The organism is Pectobacterium aroidearum, assembly GCF_015689195.1.
Lineage (GTDB): Bacteria > Pseudomonadota > Gammaproteobacteria > Enterobacterales > Enterobacteriaceae > Pectobacterium > Pectobacterium aroidearum.
Map to the genome: position 1 here is coordinate 2,977,393 of NZ_CP065044.1, position 22,159 is coordinate 2,999,551.

At 52.1% G+C, this 22,159-nt stretch carries 21 protein-coding genes; 4 read left to right on the top strand and 17 right to left on the bottom strand.

The genetic code is table 11. The annotated features are described in order from the left end of the window. Positions 1 to 36: 36 nt before the first annotated feature. On the bottom strand, positions 37 to 1,491 hold the full coding sequence (locus tag I2D83_RS13300) for an MFS transporter (RefSeq protein ID WP_205946683.1): 1,455 nt from the start codon (positions 1,489 to 1,491) through the stop codon (positions 37 to 39). Between the two features lie 123 nt (positions 1,492 to 1,614). Here I2D83_RS13300 and I2D83_RS13305 point away from each other — a divergent pair, with 123 nt between their 5' ends. Further along, positions 1,615 to 2,412 (top strand): helix-turn-helix transcriptional regulator, encoded by a 798-nt coding sequence (locus tag I2D83_RS13305; RefSeq protein WP_205946684.1) that lies wholly within the window; start codon positions 1,615 to 1,617, stop codon positions 2,410 to 2,412. Between the two features lie 60 nt (positions 2,413 to 2,472). Here I2D83_RS13305 and ptsG read toward each other — a convergent pair whose 3' ends face one another. The 14 genes from ptsG to yceD form a co-directional block, all read right to left on the bottom strand. Continuing rightward, complete coding sequence (ptsG, locus tag I2D83_RS13310) at positions 2,473 to 3,906, bottom strand: PTS glucose transporter subunit IIBC (protein WP_015840705.1); 1,434 nt, start codon at positions 3,904 to 3,906, stop codon at positions 2,473 to 2,475. A gap of 313 nt (positions 3,907 to 4,219) precedes the next feature. Beyond that, positions 4,220 to 5,017: a metal-dependent hydrolase gene (locus tag I2D83_RS13315; protein WP_205946685.1), complete on the bottom strand. Its 798-nt coding sequence runs from the start codon at positions 5,015 to 5,017 to the stop codon at positions 4,220 to 4,222. 19 nt (positions 5,018 to 5,036) lie between these two features. After that, entirely contained in the window at positions 5,037 to 6,047 is a 1,011-nt protein-coding gene (gene holB, locus I2D83_RS13320; RefSeq protein ID WP_205946686.1) for a DNA polymerase III subunit delta', read from the bottom strand. Further along, complete coding sequence (tmk, locus tag I2D83_RS13325) at positions 6,047 to 6,706, bottom strand: dTMP kinase (protein ID WP_205946687.1); 660 nt, start codon at positions 6,704 to 6,706, stop codon at positions 6,047 to 6,049. The genes holB and tmk overlap by 1 nt, the downstream gene beginning before the upstream one ends. Further along, the gene (gene mltG, locus I2D83_RS13330; protein ID WP_205946688.1) at positions 6,696 to 7,715 is read right to left on the bottom strand and encodes an endolytic transglycosylase MltG; all 1,020 of its coding nucleotides are present in this window, start codon (positions 7,713 to 7,715) and stop codon (positions 6,696 to 6,698) included. The genes tmk and mltG overlap by 11 nt, the downstream gene beginning before the upstream one ends. A gap of 14 nt (positions 7,716 to 7,729) precedes the next feature. Further along, complete coding sequence (pabC, locus tag I2D83_RS13335) at positions 7,730 to 8,527, bottom strand: aminodeoxychorismate lyase (protein ID WP_205946689.1); 798 nt, start codon at positions 8,525 to 8,527, stop codon at positions 7,730 to 7,732. A 127-nt stretch (positions 8,528 to 8,654) separates the two neighbouring features. Beyond that, a complete protein-coding gene (gene fabF, locus I2D83_RS13340; RefSeq protein ID WP_180777864.1) occupies positions 8,655 to 9,896 on the bottom strand; it encodes a beta-ketoacyl-ACP synthase II in 1,242 nt (413 codons plus the stop codon). A gap of 81 nt (positions 9,897 to 9,977) precedes the next feature. Beyond that, the gene (acpP, locus tag I2D83_RS13345) at positions 9,978 to 10,214 is read right to left on the bottom strand and encodes an acyl carrier protein (protein WP_005970506.1); all 237 of its coding nucleotides are present in this window, start codon (positions 10,212 to 10,214) and stop codon (positions 9,978 to 9,980) included. A 154-nt stretch (positions 10,215 to 10,368) separates the two neighbouring features. Then, positions 10,369 to 11,103, bottom strand: coding sequence for a 3-oxoacyl-ACP reductase FabG (gene fabG / locus I2D83_RS13350; protein ID WP_010297224.1), 735 nt, complete (start codon positions 11,101 to 11,103; stop codon positions 10,369 to 10,371). Between the two features lie 14 nt (positions 11,104 to 11,117). Continuing rightward, the gene (gene fabD, locus I2D83_RS13355) at positions 11,118 to 12,047 is read right to left on the bottom strand and encodes an ACP S-malonyltransferase (protein WP_015840712.1); all 930 of its coding nucleotides are present in this window, start codon (positions 12,045 to 12,047) and stop codon (positions 11,118 to 11,120) included. Positions 12,048 to 12,063: 16 nt separating this feature from the next. Beyond that, a complete protein-coding gene (locus I2D83_RS13360) occupies positions 12,064 to 13,017 on the bottom strand; it encodes a beta-ketoacyl-ACP synthase III (protein ID WP_181828847.1) in 954 nt (317 codons plus the stop codon). A 6-nt stretch (positions 13,018 to 13,023) separates the two neighbouring features. Further along, entirely contained in the window at positions 13,024 to 14,070 is a 1,047-nt protein-coding gene (gene plsX, locus I2D83_RS13365) for a phosphate acyltransferase PlsX (protein ID WP_015840714.1), read from the bottom strand. 29 nt (positions 14,071 to 14,099) lie between these two features. Continuing rightward, positions 14,100 to 14,270, bottom strand: coding sequence for a 50S ribosomal protein L32 (gene rpmF / locus I2D83_RS13370; RefSeq protein WP_011093369.1), 171 nt, complete (start codon positions 14,268 to 14,270; stop codon positions 14,100 to 14,102). Positions 14,271 to 14,286: 16 nt separating this feature from the next. Next, entirely contained in the window at positions 14,287 to 14,808 is a 522-nt protein-coding gene (gene yceD, locus I2D83_RS13375; protein ID WP_015840715.1) for a 23S rRNA accumulation protein YceD, read from the bottom strand. 140 nt (positions 14,809 to 14,948) lie between these two features. Between yceD and I2D83_RS13380 the strand changes: the two genes are divergently transcribed. Next, a complete protein-coding gene (locus tag I2D83_RS13380) occupies positions 14,949 to 15,533 on the top strand; it encodes a Maf family protein (protein WP_205946690.1) in 585 nt (194 codons plus the stop codon). Positions 15,534 to 15,600: 67 nt separating this feature from the next. On the opposite strand, the gene rluC is transcribed toward I2D83_RS13380, so the two are convergent. After that, a complete protein-coding gene (gene rluC / locus I2D83_RS13385; RefSeq protein ID WP_205946691.1) occupies positions 15,601 to 16,557 on the bottom strand; it encodes a 23S rRNA pseudouridine(955/2504/2580) synthase RluC in 957 nt (318 codons plus the stop codon). Positions 16,558 to 17,176: 619 nt separating this feature from the next. Between rluC and rne the strand changes: the two genes are divergently transcribed. Next, positions 17,177 to 20,515: a ribonuclease E gene (gene rne, locus I2D83_RS13390; RefSeq protein WP_205946692.1), complete on the top strand. Its 3,339-nt coding sequence runs from the start codon at positions 17,177 to 17,179 to the stop codon at positions 20,513 to 20,515. 62 nt (positions 20,516 to 20,577) lie between these two features. On the opposite strand, the gene I2D83_RS13395 is transcribed toward rne, so the two are convergent. Then, a complete protein-coding gene (locus I2D83_RS13395) occupies positions 20,578 to 20,865 on the bottom strand; it encodes a putative quinol monooxygenase (protein ID WP_181828851.1) in 288 nt (95 codons plus the stop codon). Between the two features lie 184 nt (positions 20,866 to 21,049). Here I2D83_RS13395 and pyrC point away from each other — a divergent pair, with 184 nt between their 5' ends. Then, positions 21,050 to 22,093 (top strand): dihydroorotase, encoded by a 1,044-nt coding sequence (gene pyrC / locus I2D83_RS13400; protein WP_205946693.1) that lies wholly within the window; start codon positions 21,050 to 21,052, stop codon positions 22,091 to 22,093. Positions 22,094 to 22,159 lie beyond the last annotated feature (66 nt).

Here is a 22,159-nt window from a genome sequence, read left to right on the forward strand (position 1 = left end):
CATCATCCATCGAAAATTCGTGTGTGTGCCTGCCCATCAACCGAATGACCGCTGCGTTCTCACCAGCATCAGCAACAGGATGCAGACCAGCAGCGCAGCAATCAGGTTGTAGAGCATTCCCGCCACAAAGGCTGAAACGTATTGGCCCGCTTGTGCAACTGTGTCATCGCCTGTCGCCAGTGCAGTACCAAACAGGATGCCCACCACGGCCACACCCAACGCCGCCCCAACCTGCTGAACCGTCGAGATCACGCCCGATGCCATACCCGCCTGAGCCTCATCCACAAATCCCAACACCAGATTTAACAGCGGCGTCATGATGAAGCCCTGACCTGCCCCTACCACCACCAACACAGGGATCAGCCGAACAGCCACCAGATCGGCCCCCGCTAGCTGCACCTGCATAATCAGCAGGCCGATCGAGACAGCATAAACCAGCGCCCCCACGACGATAGCAACCGTACCCCAGCGAGCAACCAGACGAGGTGCAGCCAGCGATGCCAGAACAAAACCCACGCTGCACGGCGCGAAAATACTTCCGGCAAGGAAAGGATCAAGTCCCAGCCCTGTTTGCACCAGCAAAGCAAAACACAGGAAAAATGAGCTGGATGTGGAATACACCAGCAGCACCAGCAACACACCCAGCAGGAAACGGCGCTGTACGAGCAGACGCATATCCACCAGCGGAAGATGCCCCGCTCGCTGTCGACGTTCCTGCTGACGGTAAAACATCGCTAACAAGAGCGTTGCTGTGGTCAACATCCACAGGCTCCATTCTGGCCACCCTTGTCCCGGCCCTTCAATCAGCGGCACCAGCAGCAGCGTCAGCCCAACGCTGATCAACGCCACACCCATCCAGTCCAGCGAAGGGCGCTGCGGCGTCCGAGACTCAGGGATAAATCGTGCCGCGGCGATAGCAAGCAGGCCAATCGGTACATTGATAAGAAAGATACTGCGCCAGCCCAACCCAAACAGATTGGCATGCACCAGCCATCCTCCCAGTATCTGACCCGCGATAGCGGCGAGCCCTAGCGTCATGCCCAGCAGACCGAAGGCACGGCGGCTATCGTCACCGTCGAAATTGACGCGGATAGAGGCATAAACCTGTGGAAACAGTAAAGCGGCCGCCAGTCCCTGTAAGATGCGAGCACCGATCAGAAACCCCGCACTGGGCGCTAAACCACACAGCGCAGAGGCAAGCGTAAACCCGGCCATGCCCACCACAAACAGGCGGCGTCGACCAAATACATCCCCCAGCCGCCCACCCGTAATCAGCAGTACGCCGAAAGCCAGTTCATAACCCGCTACGATGAAACCGACTTGCGCGAAGCTAGCACCCAGATCGACCTGCATGCTGGGAATAGCGACATTGACCACGAACAGGTCGAAGATCGTGACAAAACCGGCTATCAGCAGCACAGAGAGGCCAAGCCACGGCGGGCTGTTGACGGCTGGCGCAGGCAATGCCGACGCGCGATAATTTGAGTTCATCTTGTGTCTCCTTGCATATCGAGAAGTTGCGTATCGAAAATAATGACGCCGCCATTCTCAAATCCTTTTTAAACAATTACAATTTAACCATTTATGCTATTACTAAAAGCAATGCGGTAAACGATGCGAACATTGGAAAGAACTCGCCATGATCTGGCTGAATTTTTGCGCGCGCGCCGTGAACGGGTGTCACCCGCCGACGTGGGCTTGCCTAGCGGAGGAAGACGGCGCACGCCGGGGTTAAGACGCGAAGAAGTGGCGGCATTGGCTGGCGTTGGCCTGACGTGGTACACCTGGCTCGAACAGGGACGCGATATCGGTGTGTCGGCAGCATTTCTGGACAGCCTGGCACGGGTGCTAAAACTCGATGCCGCTGAACGTCGCCATCTGTTCCTGCTGGCGCATGAGCGACCGCCGGCCGAACCGGGTAAGACGTGGTGCGTCGTGCCACCGCTGGTACGGCGTCTAATGCACGATCTGGCTCCGCATCCGGCCTATATCCTCAACCTGCGCTGGGATGTGTTGACCTTCAATGAACCGGCAAATCAGCTTTTCAGCTTCGATGCCCATCCTTCCGAAAGACGTAATCTGCTCTGGCTCTTGTTCACCAACCCGTTACTGCATGAGCGATTCATCGGCTGGGAGCAACAGGCTCCGCAGATGCTGTCGAGTTTTCGCCGCGATTTCGCACGTGCGACGCAGGAAGCAGACATTCATGAACTGGTGGACGAGCTCGAGCGAGTATCGCCAGATTTCAAAACGTGGTGGCGGCAGCATGAAATACACGCCCCATGTAGCGGCGTGCGGCAACTGATGATCGACGGCAAGGCTGAAGTTTTCGAACATACTTCGCTAACCATCGATGAGGATCGCCATCTGCGTCTGGTGGTTTACGCCCGTCAGTCTCAGAAAGAGGAATAAGACGGTTCTGACCATAAAAAAAGGGGCTTTCGCCCCTTTTTATCACTCCCCAACAACGCATCAGTGGTTACGGATGTAGTCGTCCATGTCAGTTTTCAGGTTATCGGATTTGGTACCGAAAATGGCCTGAACACCGGAACCTGCCACAACCACACCTGCTGCGCCCAGTTTTTTCAGGCCAGCCTGATCAACTTTAGCCACATCGCCTACGCTAACGCGCAGACGGGTGATGCACGCATCCAGGTTAGTGATGTTTTCTTTACCACCAAACGCGCTAACCAGTGCGGCAGCCATTTCAGTGCTGTCCTGTGACGCTTGCTCAGAAGAGCTATCTTCACGGCCTGGCGTTTTCAGGTTCAGTTTCGCAATCAGAACGCGGAAGATGGTGTAGTAAATCAGCGCATAGCACAGACCCACAATCGGGAACAGCCACAGGTTGCTACCGTTACCGCTCAGTACCACGAAGTCGATCAGACCGTGAGAGAAGCTCGTCCCATCACGCATACCCAGCAGGATACAGATTGGGAACGCCAGACCCGCCAAAATCGCATGGATCACATACAGGATTGGCGCAACAAACATGAATGAGAACTCAATTGGCTCAGTGATACCCGTCAGGAACGAGGTCAGTGCCGCAGAGATCATGATGCCGCCCACTTTCGCGCGGTTTTCTGGCTTAGCAGAGTGCCAGATAGCGATAGCTGCAGCCGGCAAACCGTACATTTTAAACAGGAAACCACCAGACAATTTACCCGCAGTCGGGTCACCAGCGATGTAACGTGGGATATCACCGTGGAAAACCTGTCCCGCTGCATTGGTGAATTCACCAACCTGCATTTGGAAAGGTACGTTCCAGATATGGTGCAGACCAAACGGCACCAGAGAACGTTCAACGACCCCATAGATACCGAATGCCAACATCGGGTTCTCATTCGCAGCCCAATGTGAAAACGTTTGGATAGCGCTACCGACCGGTGGCCATATGAAAGACAACACCGCACCAGTAACGATCGCCGTCAGACCGGAAATAATCGGCACAAAACGTTTACCGGCAAAGAAACCCAGATACTCAGGCAGTTGAATGCGGTAGAAGCGATTAAACATATACGCGGCAATCGCACCGGCAATGATCCCGCCCAGAACACCGGTATCCGCCAGGTGCTTCGCTGTAATCTCAGCAGCCGGTAGATTAAGAACCAGCGGTGCAATCGCAGCCATGGTTTTTACCATGATGCCATAAGCTACCACCGCCGCCAGTGCGGAAACACCGTCGTTATTGGTGAAGCCCAGGGCAACACCAATAGCAAAAATCAGCGGCATGTTGGCAAACACCGAGTCACCGGCCTGCGCCATGACGCTGGAGACAATTTCAGGCAACCAGCTAAAATTGGCCGAACCGACACCCAGCAGAATACCTGCAATAGGGAGTACGGATACGGGCAGCATTAGCGACTTACCTACTTTTTGCAGGTTTGCGAATGCATTCTTGAACATAATTGAGTGTGCTCCTGAGTAATAGTGCTTTTACTTCTGATACTTCATATAAGCAAAGACGGGGAGGATGGCCTTTGCGAGTTGGGGTGTCTTAGCCCCCTTTAATTTTTACGCAGAGTAAAATAAATAGCGGTCACAATGTTTGATTGCTATCACGTTTCCACAAGCCAACAGGCTGAGTTCGAACAGATATTGCACTTTTCTGTGATATATCGCTAAAAAACACGCCCCTCTGAAGAGGAAAAACCTAATCAGAGGGATTATGCAGTGCTATTAATTACACGGGTAAAAAAAACTCGGCTATTCTCAGCCACTATTGCGTAGCGGTCAACCGAGTCGGATCGATGTGAAACAGGCGGGAGAAGTTTTCTGTCGTGGCGGCAGCGAGGGTTTCCAGCGATGTGCCTTTCACTACGGCAAGATATTCCGCAACATCACGTACATACGCAGGTTGATTTTCCTGACCCCGGAATGGAACCGGCGCTAACCAAGGGGAATCAGTCTCAATCAGCATCCGATCCAGCGGCACGTAACGCGCGACATCACGCAATTCCTCGGCATTACGGAACGTCACGATGCCAGAAAACGAGATATAAAATCCCATATCCAGCAAAGACTTTGCCGTCGCCAAATCTTCCGTAAAACAGTGCAGCACACCGCTGCATTTCTCCGCGTGTTCGTCACGCAGAATAGCCAGCGTATCTTCACGGGCAGCACGCGTATGCACGATGACCGGTTTGTTCAAGTCATTGCCAATACGAATATGCTCGCGAAACGATTCTTGCTGCTGGTTTTTCGTCTCCTGCTGGTAGAAATAGTCCAGCCCCGTTTCCCCCATCGCCACCACGCGACTGGCGCTGGCTAGCTCGCGCAGCTCGGCATAATCATAAGGGGCTTCCTGATTAAGCGGATGAACGCCGCAGGAAAACGCCACATTATCGCGCTCGCCGATTAACTCTACCATGGCACGATAACCGGGCAGCGTAGTTGCCACGGCCAACAGGAAGCCGACATCGCGACGTTTCGCTTTCTCCAGAACATCGGAGACATCTTTATGCAATGACTGATAATCCAGACCGTCAAGGTGACAGTGGGAATCCACTAACAACATGATATTTACTCAATAATAATTAAACAGAAAAAGGATGGCTGTCGCGCTTAACCGACGAAGCAAACGTACGTTCCCCATCAAGCAGGCGTTCTGTCAGCAATAGTTCACGATTTACGCCCGTAACGGTTAGCAATTTTTGCCGACAAACCAGCCACTGTTGCAGCTCATACTGCAAATGCACGGAGGGTTCACGCGCCAGACGCTCAACCAGTTCGATCTGATCCTGATTCACCAAATGCTCGCTCGCCCCCCGCTGCCATTTCATGGCATCCAACAGTAGCGCGGCCAACCAGTGAATGCGGGTATCTGCATCGTCATGATTCAGCTGCGGAATCAACGAGAGCTGATCCCGTGAAGTCAGCGCGGCAGAAAATGCCTGACACAGCCCGCTACGCTGCTTCCACTGCTCTGGCTGCAATAACGCTTCGGCGGCTAATGGCGCGCCCGATTGCAGTCTCAATGCCGTGCGCAACGCCTTGCTGTCATGACGATGGCGGGCATTCAGCCACAGCACGCTCTGCGTCTCAGTCGGGACATCCAGATAGTGATACAGGCAACGGCTGCGCAACGTTGCCAGCAGCCTGCCCGGTTCGCGGCAGCCAAATAAAAAGAAGGTATTCTGTGGCGGTTCTTCCAGCGTTTTTAGCAGCGCATTCGCGGCCGCTTCTGTCAGTTGCTCTGCGGCAGACAGCCAGATCACTTTTGCTCCGCCTTGTCGGGCGTGTTGATACACTTTTTCCACGACGTCACGCACCGGATCGACGCCCAAACTTTGCTTGCCTTTCTCAGGGCTCAGCACATGCCAGTCTGGATGCGTTCCCGCTGTCATCAGGTTGCAGGAATGGCAGTGGCCACAGCTTTTCATGCCATCAGGCCGCTGGCAGATCAGCCAGCGACTCAGTGCATAAATCAGCGATTCATCGCCCATACCCGGCAACGCATGCAATAACACCGCATGATGACCCCTGCCCGCCTGATACTGACCGATAAGCTGCCGATAGGATGCATTCAGCCACGGATACCACTCCATCAGTCCTGCCCCTGCGCGACAGGTTGCAACCCTTGTTGCTGCAACCACTGCTGTAGCGCCGCCTGAATATCCGCACTAACGGCCTCAATCGATTGTGAAGCATCGATCGTCAGGATACTGTCATCCTCCGCTGCCAACTCCTGATAACGGGAGCGAGTGCGTTCAAAGAAAGCCAGCGATTCCTGTTCAATCCGATCCAGTTCGCCTCGCTGACGCGCGCGCTGCAAACCGATAGCTGGCGGTAAATCCAGATAGAGCGTCAGGTCAGGGCGAAAATCGCCCAGCACGGTATCGCGTAGTGAACGCAGCAGTTGCTGATCGATCCCACGTCCACCGCCCTGATAGGCCTGTGAAGAAAGATCGTGACGATCGCCGATCACCCATTGCCCGTTAGCCAGAGCGGGTTTGATAACATTATCCACCAGTTGAACTCTGGCGGCGTACAGCATTAGGACTTCCGCTTTATCGGTGACCTTCTCATCGGTCATACCTTGCTTGATAAGCTCACGCAGCTTCTCTGCCAGCGGCGTGCCACCGGGTTCTCGCGTGAAAACCACCTCTTTCACGCCATGCAACCGCAGCGTTTCCACCACGATATGACGCGCGGTAGTCTTCCCTGCGCCTTCCAACCCTTCAATGACGATAAATTTACTGTTCATCCCGTTCCTTTAACGCTGAGCGGTATACCCTCACAGCACGATTGTGGTCTGCAAGGTTAGTGGTAAAACTGTGTCCGCCTTTTCCATCTGCCACAAAATACAGGTACGACGTTTTGGCTGGGTGCGCTGCGGCATCTAATGAGGCTTTTCCCGGCATCGCGATTGGCGTCGGCGGCAAACCGGAAATAACATAGGTATTGTACGGCGTCGCTGTGTCTAATGCTTTACGGGTTATCACGCCTTTATAGTCATCGCCCATGCCATAAATCACCGTAGGGTCGGTTTGCAAGCGCATGCCGAGCCGTAACCGATTGATAAAAACGGAAGCAACCTGCGTACGTTCTTCATTGATCGCCGTTTCCTTTTCAATGATTGACGCCATCGTCAGCAACTCGTCTGGCGCTTTATACGGTAACCCTTCTTCACGCCCTTTCCATACTTCATCCACCGTTTTTTTCATACGCTGATGTGCACGCTGCAACAAAGTACTGTCGCTCGTACCCGCCGTGTAGGCGTAGGTATCAGGATAAAACCAGCCTTCTGGGTTTGCCTTATCTTTGATTTCCAACAGCGCTGCGATGTCCTGTTCAGTTTTATCAGCCAGTGCATGCTTAATGTAGGGCGCCTGTTGCAACGTGGTTAGCCATTCTTTCAGGCGTGAACCCTCGACAAAACGGATGGAGAATTGTGCTTCCTTTCCGCTGGACAGTAATGCCAGCATCTCACGGACGGTCATTCCCGTAGTAAAGCGATACGTACCCGCTTTGAATTTAGCCAACTCAGGCTCAAGACGCAGCAGCCACGGAAAAAATACGCCATCCGTAATAATTTTCTGATCGAGCAGCAGTGTTTCCAGCCCTTCTCTTCCCGTACCGGCCGGAAGCGTAAAAATAGTTTCCTTTTCGATAGCCAATGGAGAACCAGCAAAACGCTGCATTTTCTGCCACGCTACCAACAACATCAGCACAACGGCAGCGATAATCAGCAAACCAATTTTCTTTTTCTTCATAAATCAACCATCTACTAGCAGTCAGAACTCAGGAATCGATAAAGCTCTCGGGAGTGGTAACGCCAGACATGCGCCTGATTCACGGGGACTATCGGCATTAATGCATTACAAACCAGCACCTCATCCGCATCGGCCAATGCAGCCACAGGTTCACTGACGATCTGTAGATCGAAGTCAGAACCTGCCAGCGAGGCAATAATATGCTGCCGGGCAACGCCATCTACACCAGACTGAGATACATCCGGCGTATAGACATGATTTCCTTTGCGCCAGAATAAATTAGCGGCACAGCATTCCACTAGCGCACCGGAAGTGTCAAGCACGAGGGTCTCATCGGCTGATGTCTGGTCAAGATGCGCGCGAATCAGCACCTGCTCAAGACGATTCAGATGTTTTATGCCCGCCAACAGCGGATTTTTAGCTAGCGCCACCGGGCTAAGATTCAGGCTAATCCCTTGTGCGCGCCAATTGGCATAGTGCGCAGGATAGCCTGCCTGCATGACGATCCGGGTTGGCTGCATGCAGCCTTGGGGACTATAGCCACGCCCGCCAGCACCGCGCGTTAGCATCACTTTCACTACGCCGTCCGCCCGTCCCTGTGCTGCCAGTTTCATTTCCGCAATCAGGCCTTCCCAGTCAACAAGTGGGAATAACAGGCGTGTCGCGGCCTGTTGCAGGCGCGCGATATGTCGATCAAACCAGACAACCTCTCCAGCACTGACTCTGGCTGTCGTAAAGCAGCCGTCACCATACTGTGTCGCCCGATCGAGCACCGAGAGCTGTTCCTGTAACTGGCCATTAATCCACAGCATAATAAGCTCCGCATCATTCATCATCGTCAGCTTGCCAGTAAAGCTGCGTTGCAGACAAGCAGGTGTGTCTGATTTTATGCAGGCAAAAAAAAACCCGGAAACCGGGTTTTTTAAAACACTATTGCGATCAAATCTTACGGAAGATCAGAGAACCGTTGGTTCCGCCGAAGCCGAAAGAGTTACACAATACATATTCCATATTGCTAACCTGGCGCGCTTCATGCGGCACGAAATCCAGATCGCAGCCTTCATCTGGGTTATCCAGATTGAGCGTTGGCGGAACGGCTTGATCGCGCAGAGCAAGAATACTGAAAATTGACTCCACTGCGCCTGCCGCACCGAGCAAGTGACCTGTCATGGATTTTGTCGAGCTAACCAGCACGCTGCTAGCATCCGCACCAAACACGGATTTCACAGCCTGTGTTTCAGCCTTATCACCCGCAGGCGTAGAAGTACCATGCGCATTGATATAGCCGATCTGGTTCGTTGACACACCCGCATCACGCAGGGCGTTTTCCATCGCCAGCGCTGCACCTGAACCGTTCTCCGGCGGAGACGTCATATGATACGCATCGCTGCTCATGCCAAATCCAACAACTTCTGCATAGATTTTCGCACCGCGCTTTTTCGCGTGTTCATACTCTTCCAGCACCATGATGCCAGCACCGTCACCCAGCACAAAACCATCACGATCTTTATCCCACGGACGGCTTGCCGCCTGAGGATCGTCATTGCGTGTAGACAACGCACGAGCAGCGCCGAATCCACCAACGCCTAATGGCGTACTGGCTTTTTCTGCACCGCCGGCCAACATCACATCCGCATCGTTGTAAGCAATAATGCGAGCGGCATGACCAATATTATGCACGCCAGACGTACAGGCTGTAGCAATGGAGATGCTCGGGCCACGCAGTCCGTACATGATAGTAAGATGCCCAGCCACCATGTTGACGATGGTTGACGGCACGAAGAACGGACTGATTTTACGTGGGCCACCGTTCACCAGCGCTGTGTGGTTCTCTTCAATAAGACCCAGACCGCCGATGCCGGAACCAATCGCTGCGCCGATACGCGGTGCGTTCTCTTCCGTTACTTCCAAACCGGAATCCTGCATGGCCTGAACGCCAGCAGCAACACCGTATTGAATAAAGGCATCCATTTTGCGAGCTTCTTTACGCGAAATGAATTCCTCAGAATTAAAATCCTTTACTAGGCCAGCAAAACGCGTTGCATAGGCACTAGTATCGAAATGGTCGATCAGGCTGATACCACTCTGACCGGCAAGAAGAGCACTCCAGGTAGACTCAACTGTATTGCCGACAGGAGATAACATGCCCAGTCCGGTCACAACTACTCGACGCTTAGACACGCTTATCCTCCAGGGAGGGAAAAAAAGACACTGCGGGACAAAAAAACTTAGGCGGTCGAATGACCGCCTAGATATGTTCGCTTACTGCTGGTTAGCCTGAATGAAATCAATGGCTGCCTGAACAGTCGTGATTTTTTCAGCTTCTTCGTCTGGAATCTCAGTATCAAATTCTTCTTCCAGAGCCATTACCAGCTCAACAGTGTCAAGAGAATCAGCGCCGAGGTCATCAACGAAAGAAGCATTGTTTACGACTTCTTCCTGCTTAACACCAAGCTGTTCAACGATGATTTTCTTAACGCGTTCTTCGATAGTGCTCATACTCTTAAATTTCCTATCAAAACTCGCTTTCGCGATGGTTTTCGTAGTGTATAAAATGTTTGAAAAGATGCAACAAAATCTCGGCTGGTCGAACCACGATTTTGTGCTATTTTGCGGTTATCACCGCAAATAATGCAAATAGTTTTCGAGCTTTTTAGATCATATACATGCCGCCATTGACATGCAATGTTTCGCCAGTAATGTAAGCAGCTTCATCAGAGGCTAAAAATACAACAGCACTGGCGATTTCTTTAGCATCACCGAGACGGTTAGCTGGAACCGACGTCAAAATGCCTGCTCGCTGTTCTTCTGTCAATGCCTGAGTCATATCTGTTTCGATAAAACCAGGTGCGACGACGTTGACCGTAATACCACGAGAAGCCACTTCACGCGCGAGGGATTTGCTGAACCCAATCAGCCCCGCCTTCGCTGCCGCATAGTTAGCTTGCCCTGCATTGCCCATCGTTCCCACAACAGAACCGATGGTAATGATACGACCAAAACGTTTCTTCATCATGGCACGCATTACTGCTTTAGACATGCGGAATACCGACGTCAGATTGGTATCCAGAATATCGTGCCATTCATCATCTTTCATACGCATCAGCAGGTTATCACGCGTGATACCAGCGTTATTGATAAGGATATCAACTTCCCCGAATTCCGCGCGAATTTCTGCCAATACGCTTTCTACTGATGCTGCATCGGCAACATTCAGCATATAACCTTTACCGTTCTCACCCAGCCAGCCGCTAATTGCTTCAGCACCTTTTTCGCTGGTTGCGGTACCAATGACTTTTGCCCCGCGGGCAACCAACGTCTCGGCGATGGCACGCCCTATACCACGGCTTGCACCGGTAACCAGTGCAATTTTCCCCTCAAAACTCATTGTCTTCTCCGTTCTTATTTCTCAATCGCCGCTGATAGAGAAGCAGGATCGTTCACCGCAGCTGCTGTCAGGGTATCGACGATTCGTTTGGTTAAGCCAGTCAATACTTTACCCGGCCCGACTTCTAACAGTGACTCAACGCCCTGAGAGGCCATAAATTCAACACAGTCAGTCCAGCGCACGGGGCGATAAAGCTGGCGTACCAACGCATCGCGAATCGCTTCCGGCGTCGTTTCGATGCTCGCATCAACATTATTGACCACTGGAATGACCGGTGAATTAAAGGTCACGGATTCCAGCGCAACAGCAAGTTTCTTCGCCGCTGGTTCCATTAACGCACAGTGTGACGGCACACTGACAGGCAGCGGCAGTGCACGCTTCGCGCCAGCGGCTTTACACGCTGCACCAGCACGCTCAACGGCGTCTTTATTGCCCGCAATCACCACCTGGCCCGGTGAATTGAAGTTTACCGGAGAGACCACTTGCCCCTGCGCGGATTCTTCACACGCTTTGGCAATGGCATCGTTATCAAGCCCGATAATCGCAGACATCGCGCCCGTTCCTTCCGGTACCGCTTCCTGCATCAGCTTGCCACGCAGTTCAACTAAACGGACAGCCTGTTGAAAATCGAGAACACCAGCACAAACCAGTGCGGAATATTCACCCAGGCTATGGCCGGACATCAGCGCTGGCGTTTTTCCGCCCTGCTGCTGCCAGACACGCCAGATAGCAACAGAAGCGGTCAGTAACGCAGGCTGAGTCTGCCAGGTTTTATTCAACTCTTCAGCAGGCCCTTGTTGGGTGAGTTGCCATAAGTCATAACCTAACGCTTCGGAAGCCTGAGCAAACGTCTCGGTGACAATTGGGTATTCTGCCGCAAGCTCGGCCAACATCCCTACCGTCTGCGATCCCTGACCGGGAAACACCATTGCAAATTGCGTCATATCACAATCCTGTTAATTAAAAACGAACCAGCGCGGAACCCCAGGTAAAACCGCCGCCGAAGGCTTCAAGCAGCACCAGTTGCCCTGGTTTAATGCGCCCATCGCGCACGGCTTCATCAAGCGCTGAAGGCACGGAAGCCGCGGAGGTATTACCATGACGATCCAACGTCACAACCACCTTGTCCATCCCCATACCCAGCTTTTTCGCCGTGGCGCTAATGATTCGCAGGTTAGCCTGATGAGGCACCAACCAGTCTAATTCACTTTTGTCCAGTTGAGCCGCTTGCAGCGTTTCTTCAACGATATGTGCCAGTTCAGTCACCGCCACTTTAAAGACTTCATTACCCGCCATCGTCAGGTAAGCAGGCGTCTCCGCATGGTTACGATCCTGATGCGGCAGCGCCAGCAGTTCGCCATAGCGCCCATCAGCATGCAGATGGGTAGAAAGAATACCCGGCTGCTCTGATTGCGTTAACAGCACCGCACCCGCTCCATCACCGAATAAAATCAGCGTGCCGCGATCTTCAGGATCCAATGTACGAGACAGCGTATCGGAACCAATCACCAGTGCGTATTTCACCGCACCATTTTTAACATATTGATCGGCAACGCTCAGCGCATAGGTAAAACCTGCACAGGCAGCCGCCAGATCGAAAGCGATCGTATCTTTGATCCCTAACAACTGCTGAACCTGACAGGCAGAGCTCGGGAAAGCATGGCTTGATGATGTTGTCGCAACAATCAGAAGACCGACTTCAGAAGGATCGACATTTGCCATTTCCAGCGCTTTCTGCGCGGCACGGTATCCCATGGTCGCAACGTTCTCATCCGGCGCAGCAATTCGGCGCTCACGGATTCCAGTACGTGTGACGATCCATTCGTCCGTCGTTTCCACCATCTTTTCTAAATCAGCGTTCGTCCTGATTTGTTCAGGCAGGTAGCTGCCCGTTCCGATTATTTTTGTATACATGTACGCTTAGTCACTCTTGGGTAATACCGCTTCTAGACGGGCGGCAATCCGGTCGGGAAGCTGCCGCCGTACCGTCTGCATTGCCTGTTCAATAGCAACCGCAAACGCTCTCTGGTTTGCTGCACCATGGCTTTTGATTACAGTTCCCCGTAATCCTAGCAGACATGCGCCATTATATTGATCGGGGTTCAAATGACCGAAACGCTTTGATAAGCGCTTTTGTAACAAACGTCCCAGCCATTTCAACCACCAGGACCGTTTTTGTTTTTGCCCCGGGCCTGAGGCTGGCGATTTCAGCAGTGACAGAAACATCCTTACCACGCCTTCCACCGTTTTCAGTGTGACATTACCCACAAAGCCGTCACAGACCATCACATCCGTTTTCCCAGTCAGCAGATCGTTGCCTTCCAGATAACCGATATAATTTATTGATGGTGCCTCTTTTAACTGTGCCGCTGCTTCACGGATAGTGCTCAGCCCTTTGCTTTCTTCTTCACCAATATTCAACAACGCGACCCGAGGGTTCTTCAGTTCCAGCACTTCTTCCGCCATGACTGAACCCATCACGGCAAACTGAACCAGCATTGTGCTATCACAGTCAACATTCGCTCCCAGATCCAACACGACGGTCTTTCCGTGCTGCTGGTGAGGTAAGACCGACACCAATGCGGGTCGCTCAATACCTTCAAGTGGCTTAATCAAAAGCTTGGCCAGCCCCATGAGCGCACCCGTGTTGCCTGCACTCACACAGGCCTGTGCTCTGCCGTCTTTAATCAACTCAAGCGCTATGCGCATTGAGGTACCACGGCTCGCACGAATAGCCTGCGACGGCCTCGCATCACTAGCAATAACCGACTCCGCCGGAACAACTTCTAAGCGGGAAAGTAAATCAGAATCGACTTTGGCAAGTAATGGTGTAATCGCAGCAGGATCGCCGACTAATAACAAATTGAGAGCTGGATTAGAAGCCAGTGCCTGCAATGCAGCAGGCACTGTTACGCAGGGACCAAAATCCCCGCCCATCGCATCTAACGCCAGAGTTAGGCGTGTCAAGGTATTGCCTTGCAAATAATTCGCAAGAATTACTTAGCAATGACCTTGCGACCGCGGTAGTAACCATCCGCAGTGATGTGGTGACGCAGGTGAGTTTCGCCAGAAACTTTATCTACGGATACAGAAGAGGTAGTCAGCGCATCGTGTGAACGACGCATACCACGTTTGGAACGGCTAGGTTTGTTTTGTTGTACGGCCATGGACCTTACTCCTTAATTACTTACGCTTTAAACTGGCTAATACGGCAAACGGATTTGGTTTTTCCGCCTCTTCAGGCAGTTGGCCAAACACCATGTCCGCTTCGGACACTTCACAGTGTTCAGAATCATGCACCGGGGCGATAGGCAACATCAGAATAATTTCATCTTCAATCATTGCCAGCAGATCGACTTCGCCAAACTCATCAACGCCGATCGGCTCATACGCTTCCGGTAACGCTTCGGCCTGCTCATCATTGACGACCGGGCTAAAACAGAATGTCGCATGGACTTGATGCTCAAACGGCTTTCCGCAACGTTGACACATCAGTGTGACCGTAACATCGGCGTTACCGTCAATCACTGCCAGACGCTGATTATCAATATTGAAAGATAAAGAGGCCTGAACATCACTATCCACACTCACCACTGATTCGGCAACACGCTCTACTTGTTCTGGCGAATAGATACCAACGTAGTCTAAACGCTTCTGAGCAGTGCGGACCGCATCAAGGGTTAAGGGTAATTTTACCTTTTGCATAGGGCGCGCATATTAACGTCGTAACGACATAGAGTCAAAGAAAAAGGCAGTGGTACACCACCTTTCACCAATATTCGCTTCCAGAGCGGCGCACAGTTTAAAATGCCTTTCATCATTACGCTACGGTTTATCAAAAAATTATGCAGCAGATCGTTCTCGCTTCAACTTCACCTTATCGCCGGGCCTTATTGGAAAAGCTGGGCCTCCCCTTTGTTTGCGCGTCGCCAGACATCGATGAAACCCCACAGCCGGGTGAAGATGCCGTCGATCTCGTGCTTCGCCTTGCTGAAAGCAAAGCCCTAACGTTAGCCGCACACTACCCCAATCACCTGATTATCGGCTCCGATCAGGTTTGCGTTCTGGGAAATACCATTACGGGAAAACCCCATAATAAGGAGAATGCAACGCGACAGTTACAGCAGGCCAGCGGGAAATGCGTTTCCTTCTTTACCGGTTTAGCGCTTTTCAATAGTGCGACCCAAGAAATACAACGCATCGCGGAACCATTTGACGTGCATTTTAAAACGCTAACGGATGCGGAAATTGACGGCTATCTGGAGAAGGAACAGCCGTGGAACTGCGCGGGCAGTTTCAAAAGCGAAGGGTTGGGTATTGCCCTCTTTGAACGATTATCCGGGCGCGATCCTAATACGCTCATTGGGTTACCACTGATCGCGCTGATTCAGATGCTACAAAAGGAAGGCGTTAATCCTTTGACGGAGTAATACAAATCGGGATAGCACGATGACGCGCTATCCCGACAGATAAAGGCGTGATAAGCGATACGCGTCGTTATGCTTTTGTCTTACGCAACGCCTGAAGACAGCGACGTAGCCCATTATCCAAAGGCGCTTCGATTCTCAACGTCTCGCCAGTATTCGGATGCTCAAAACGCAGTGCCTGCGCATGCAGGAACAGACGTTTTAAACCGGTGTCCGCCAGTTGCTCATCGAATTCACGATCGCCGTAACGGTCATCAAATGCTATCGGATGCCCAGCATATTGAGTGTGTACACGAATTTGATGCGTACGTCCGGTGACAGGACTCGCCCTTACCAGAGTTGCATGCTCAAAACGCTCTTCTACCTTAAAGCGCGTTTCCGACGGCTTACCTTCGCTGTTAACCCGCACAACGCGCTCACCGCTTTGTAGAATATTTTTTAGCAACGGTGCCTGAACAACCTTGCAATGGGATTGCCATTGTCCGCGAACCAGCGCCAGGTAATCTTTTTGCATGCCTTTCAGCCGCAGCTGTTCATGCAGAGAACGCAAAGCCGAACGTTTTTTCGCTACCAGCAAAACGCCTGACGTATCGCGATCGAGGCGGTGTACTAGCTCCAGAAAACGCGCTTCCGGACGTAAAGCACGCAGGCCTTCAATTACGCCGAAGCTCAGACCGCTCCCGCCATGCACAGCGGTACCCGAGGGCTTATTCAGCACCAGCAGGTAGTCATCTTCGTAAATAATGCACTCGGCCAACGCCGCGACTTTACCAAGACTCGCAGAAACAGGCGTTTCATCACGTTCTGCCTGCCGAACAGGCGGAATACGAATGACATCGCCGTCGAGCAATTTATACTCAGGCTTGACCCGTTTCTTATTTATCCTTACCTCGCCTTTACGCAAGATACGGTAAATCATGCTTTTAGGCACACCCTTTAAGTGGGTATGCAAAAAGTTATCGACGCGCTGCCCCGCTTCATCTGCGGAGATCGTCACAAATTGTACTGAAGGATTATCTGTTTTCATGATGCGCGATTCTAAATAGAGCAACCCGATAGCGCCACTTCTTTTTCTGTGCTTAACTGTGTGTCTGACTTATGAAGATATTGTTGCACTATCGGGTAAGTAACGCGGGTAAGTGACGCGAGTATGTAACGGGCGAATTGCGTTGTAGCATCAAACCCTGTCCGTTTTGGCGATAACGACACAACTATCTTTATACAGACAGGCAAAGTCACCTTGCTATAACGGTATCAGCAGTGGAATAATGCTTTTGCGTTTCCCACGCGGATTTCCGATAAAACAAGGGGAAATTGCGAAATTATTAAATTTGCCTGATGACGCACACACGCAGCAATGGCGTAAGACGTAATGCGAAATCAAGCAGTTAGCGGGCTGCGGATTGCAGCTTGGCCGGCAAATGGAATCAGATCTGGCGACATTATTCAGAAGCTGTTCCCTCAGTAAATGCGCTGTTTTCCATCAGGAAACACAGGCTACCGAAACATGCGTCTCTATGCAGGCGACAACCGGGAGGTTGACGTCCCTGCGATAAGCCACGAGGCCATCGGTTCACTCCGGTCATGCGGTTCTTTTGTCCGCAGCTCTATCAATAATGCAAGTAAAAATAACGAGTAAGTTGAAGATGAAAAGAATGTTAATTAACGCAACTCAGCAGGAAGAGTTGCGTGTTGCCTTGGTTGATGGTCAACGGCTGTATGATTTGGATATCGAAAGTCCAGGTCATGAGCAGAAGAAAGCAAATATCTACAAAGGTAAAATCACTCGTATCGAACCCAGTCTTGAAGCGGCTTTTGTTGATTACGGCGCAGAAAGACATGGTTTCCTCCCTCTTAAAGAAATCGCCCGCGAATACTTCCCCAGTAACTATGCTTCCCATGGTCGTCCTAACATTAAAGACGTGTTACGTGAAGGTCAGGAAGTCATTGTTCAGGTAGACAAAGAAGAGCGTGGCAACAAAGGCGCAGCGCTGACTACCTTTATCAGTCTGGCGGGTAGCTATCTGGTCTTAATGCCGAATAACCCGCGCGCCGGTGGAATCTCCCGTCGCATCGAAGGTGACGATCGCACCGAGCTCAAAGAAGCGCTGGGTTCGCTGCAACTGCCTGATGGCATGGGTCTCATTGTTCGTACTGCTGGTGTGGGTAAATCCGCTGAAGCCCTGCAATGGGATCTGGCTTTCCGTCTGAAACACTGGGACGCGATCAAAAAAGCCGCCGAAGGCCGCCCTGCACCATTCCTGATCCATCAGGAAAGTAACGTGATTGTTCGCGCCTTCCGTGACTATCTGCGCCCAGATATTGGCGAAATCCTGATCGACAATCCGAAAATTCTCGATCTGGCGAAAGAACACATTTCTGCGCTGGGTCGTCCTGATTTCAGCAGCAAAATCAAATTGTACAGTGGTGAAATCCCGCTTTTCAGCCACTACCAGATTGAATCGCAGATCGAGTCGGCTTTCCAGCGTGAGGTGCGCCTGCCGTCCGGCGGTTCTATCGTTATCGATACCACCGAAGCACTGACGGCGATTGATATCAACTCCGCCCGTGCAACACGCGGTGGCGATATTGAAGAAACCGCGTTTAATACTAACCTTGAAGCCGCAGACGAAATTGCTCGCCAATTGCGCCTGCGTGACCTCGGTGGCCTGATCGTTATCGACTTTATCGATATGACTCCGGTTCGCCACCAGCGTGAAGTGGAAAACCGCCTGCGCGACTCCGTACGTCAGGATCGTGCACGTATCCAGATTGGCCGCATTTCCCGCTTCGGTCTGCTGGAAATGTCGCGTCAGCGTCTGAGTCCGTCACTGGGTGAATCCAGCCATCACGTCTGCCCACGTTGTAGCGGTACAGGTACGATTCGTGACAATGAATCACTTTCTCTGTCTATTCTTCGCCTGATTGAAGAAGAAGCGCTGAAAGAAAACACCAAAGAAGTCCACGCGATTGTTCCAGTCCAGATTGCTTCTTATCTGCTGAACGAGAAGCGTGATGCCGTTAACGCCATTGAGAAACGTCAAGGCGGCGTGCGTGCGGTCATCGTGCCACACGATGGCATGCAAACGCCTCACTACTCCGTTGTCCGCGTCCGTAAAGGCGAAGAAAAGCCAACGCTTAGCTATCTGCTGCCTCAGCGTTTGGAAACGGAAACACAGCAACAGCAAGACGAACAGACGATTGAACGTAAACAGCCTGAGCAACCGGCTTTAGCAACGTTTACTATGGCCGAAATGCCAGCGGAAACCGCACCGTCGGTAGCCAAAGCGACGCCTGCTGCGGCGAAACCTGCGGAAGCCGCTCAACCAGGCCTCATCAGCCGTTTCTTCACTGCCTTAAAAAGCGCCTTTGCTTCTGAACCTGCGGTAAAAGCAGCGGATAACGTTGGCGAGAAGAAGGCAGAAGAAGAGAAATCGGCTGATGGTCAGCGTTCTGAGCGCCGGAATTCTCGTCGTCAGGGCAATAACCGCCGCGATCGCAATTCTCGTGATGATCGTGGTTCTCGTGACAATCGTGAACAGCGTGATGAGCAGCGCCGTAATAAGCGACAGAACGAGGAAGTGGTTGCGGAAAACGCGGAGAAAACCAGTTCAGAAGAACAACCGCGTCGTGAGCCGCGTGCTGAGCGCCAGCGTCGTCGTCAGGATGAGCGCCGTCAGGCTCCTGCTGAAGCAAAAACTCAGGCAACTGTTGATGATTCCGATGACAACGTAGCCGAGCAGGATAAACCGACTCAGATTATGCCACGTCGTCAACGCCGTCAGTTGTCGCAGAAAGTACGTGTTCAGTCTGACACTCAGCAGGATACCCTCTCCGATAGCACAGTGCCTGTCGCTGTTCCATCTGAGCAGGCTCAATCCTATGTCAAGTCAAACGAGGCTGCGGTAGACAACAACGAGGTCGATAGCGAGCAAAACGACGCAAATCGTGCGAACGCCGAGAATGGGGGAATGCCACGTCGTTCACGCCGTTCGCCGCGTCACCTACGCGTCAGCGGCCAGCGCCGTCGTCGCTATCGTGATGAACGCTACCCGTCTCAGTCTCCGATGCAGTTGGAGTTTGCCGCCGCATCACCGGAAATGGCATCAGGAAAAGTGTGGATCAGCTATCCTCTTGCCCAGACACAGCAGGCTGAAGGCCAACCGCAGGACGAAAACGTTGCGGCGATTGAAACACCGCTGTTGCCAACCGTCGTCGAAACGGCAGTGACTACGCAAATCGATACCGCAGAATCCAACCTAGCTGAAAATGTGGCGATTGCTGAAACCGCGGTTCAGGAAAACGCTGTTGTCACCGCAACAGCACAATCTGCCGACGTGATTCAGGATAGCAATGTCGCAAATGTCGAGGTGAGTGCCGCAGACGAAGATACCGTCGTCGAGCCCGTTACCGAGAACACCGCTATCGACGATGCTATCGCTGCAGTTGCCGTAAGTGCCGTTGAGGAAGCAAAGGCTGCTGATACGGCTCTGGCTGCTGAAGACGCACAGATCGTTGAACCTGTTGCGACTGAAACTGTAATTGCTGAAACTTTAGCTACTAGCGATGTCGCTACGGAAGCATCCGTAGAAGACAAGCAGACGGATAGCATTGTTCATGCAACCGAGAAAGCTGATGTGGCAGAACCTGTTTCTACTCCAGCAGTTTCCGCAGTACAGGAAACTGTCCCGCCACAGCGCGCTCAGGATGAACCTGTCACCGCGACCAGCGCACAGCCGATAGTGGAAGAACCTGTATCGAGCGTAGCAAAAGCAGCAACCGTTGCTGAGCAACCTCGCTATAAGTTCCATGCGACAGCGCCGATGACCAAGGCTCCTGCGCCGGCATACCACGCGGAACCAGCTCGACAGAGTGATTGGGTTCGTCCTGCCTATCCGTTCTCAGGAAAAGGTTCGGCAGGCGGTCATGCGGCAGTTAACCAGTCAACTGCGCCAGCAACCAAGCCTACACCTGTCAGCGAATAATCCTGACTTCTATAGACAAACACCCGCCAATTGGCGGGTGTTTTTTTATGTACTAACGCTTGTTAGCCTAAAAAACGCAATAGCTTGATATCTACGCTGTCCGTTTTGCCATCCAGTTCAGCCAGCAGGTTCTTGAAGTGATCGCTCTGCTCATGTGATGTCAAAGCCTCTCGATCTTTCCAGCGCTCGAAGAACACGAACGAGCCGGCTTTATCTACGACTTCATGCAGATCATACTGCACATTACCCGCTTCCTGTCGGCTGGGCACCACCACGCGCTTTAGCGTTGCGGTAACGTCTGCAATGAACTCTGCTTTTGCCTGAATGGTGGCGACAATACGAATTTCCATATACATCCCTTATTTATCAATGAAAAGATAGTGCTATCAGATGCCAATCCACGGTTAATTTCAAGCATTCATCAACAAACGGATGCATTCGAATGGCTTTACGCTTATCCTTATCCCCCGCCGTATCAGTCCCAAAACCAACCGAAAGACGATGTTTTTCTACTGACCGCCGGAGCGCAATTCCATGACCGCACAGCCCACTATTCTTAAAATCCGTCGTCCTGACGATTGGCACATTCACCTGCGTGACGATCGGATGCTGGAAACCGTTCTCCCCTATACCAGCCGTTTCTTTGGCCGTGCGATTGTTATGCCTAACCTGACGCCGCCGATTACCACCGTGGCCAGCGCTATCGCGTATCGCCAACGTATTTTAGCCGCGGTTCCGCAGGGTGATGACTTTCACCCGCTGATGACGTGCTACCTGACCGATGCACTTGATGCCAATGAAATCGTGAGTGGTTTTGAGCAAGGCGTCTTTACTGCTGCCAAATTATACCCGGCCAACGCCACAACAAACTCCAGCCATGGAGTAACCAGTGTCGCCAATATCTCCGGCATTTTGGAGAAAATGCAAGAAATTGGCATGCCGTTGCTCATCCACGGTGAAGTTACCGACGCTGCCGTGGATATTTTCGATCGGGAAGCGCGCTTCATCGAAACGGTACTGGAACCATTGCGCCAACAATTCCCTGAGCTGAAGGTCGTCCTCGAGCACATTACGACGAAAGAAGCCGCGCAGTATGTGGTTGAAGGTAATGATTATCTCGCCGCAACCATTACACCGCAGCACCTGATGTTTAACCGCAATCATATGCTGGTTGGCGGCGTTCGCCCTCACCTGTATTGCCTGCCGATCTTAAAACGCAATACGCATCAGCAGGCACTACGTGAAGCCGTAGCCAGCGGTTGTGAACGCCTTTTCCTCGGTACTGATTCAGCGCCTCACGCGAAACACAGGAAAGAATCCAGCTGTGGCTGTGCTGGAGTATTCAATGCCCAGGCGGCATTAAGCACATACGCCACCGTTTTTGAAGAAATGAACGCGCTTGATAAACTCGAAGCATTCTGCTCCCTGAACGGCCCACGTTTTTATGACCTGCCAGTGAACGACAGCTGGATTGAGCTTTACCGTGAAACGGTCACGTTCCCGGAAGAAATCTCGCTTGGCGATGAGTCGTTAATCCCCTTCCTTGCCGGACAAAGCCTCAACTGGTCAGTCCGTTAATCGACAAGCCCATCCGCATTATGCCGATGGGCTAAATTTTGTTGCGTGTCTTGTTCTTCACTTGCA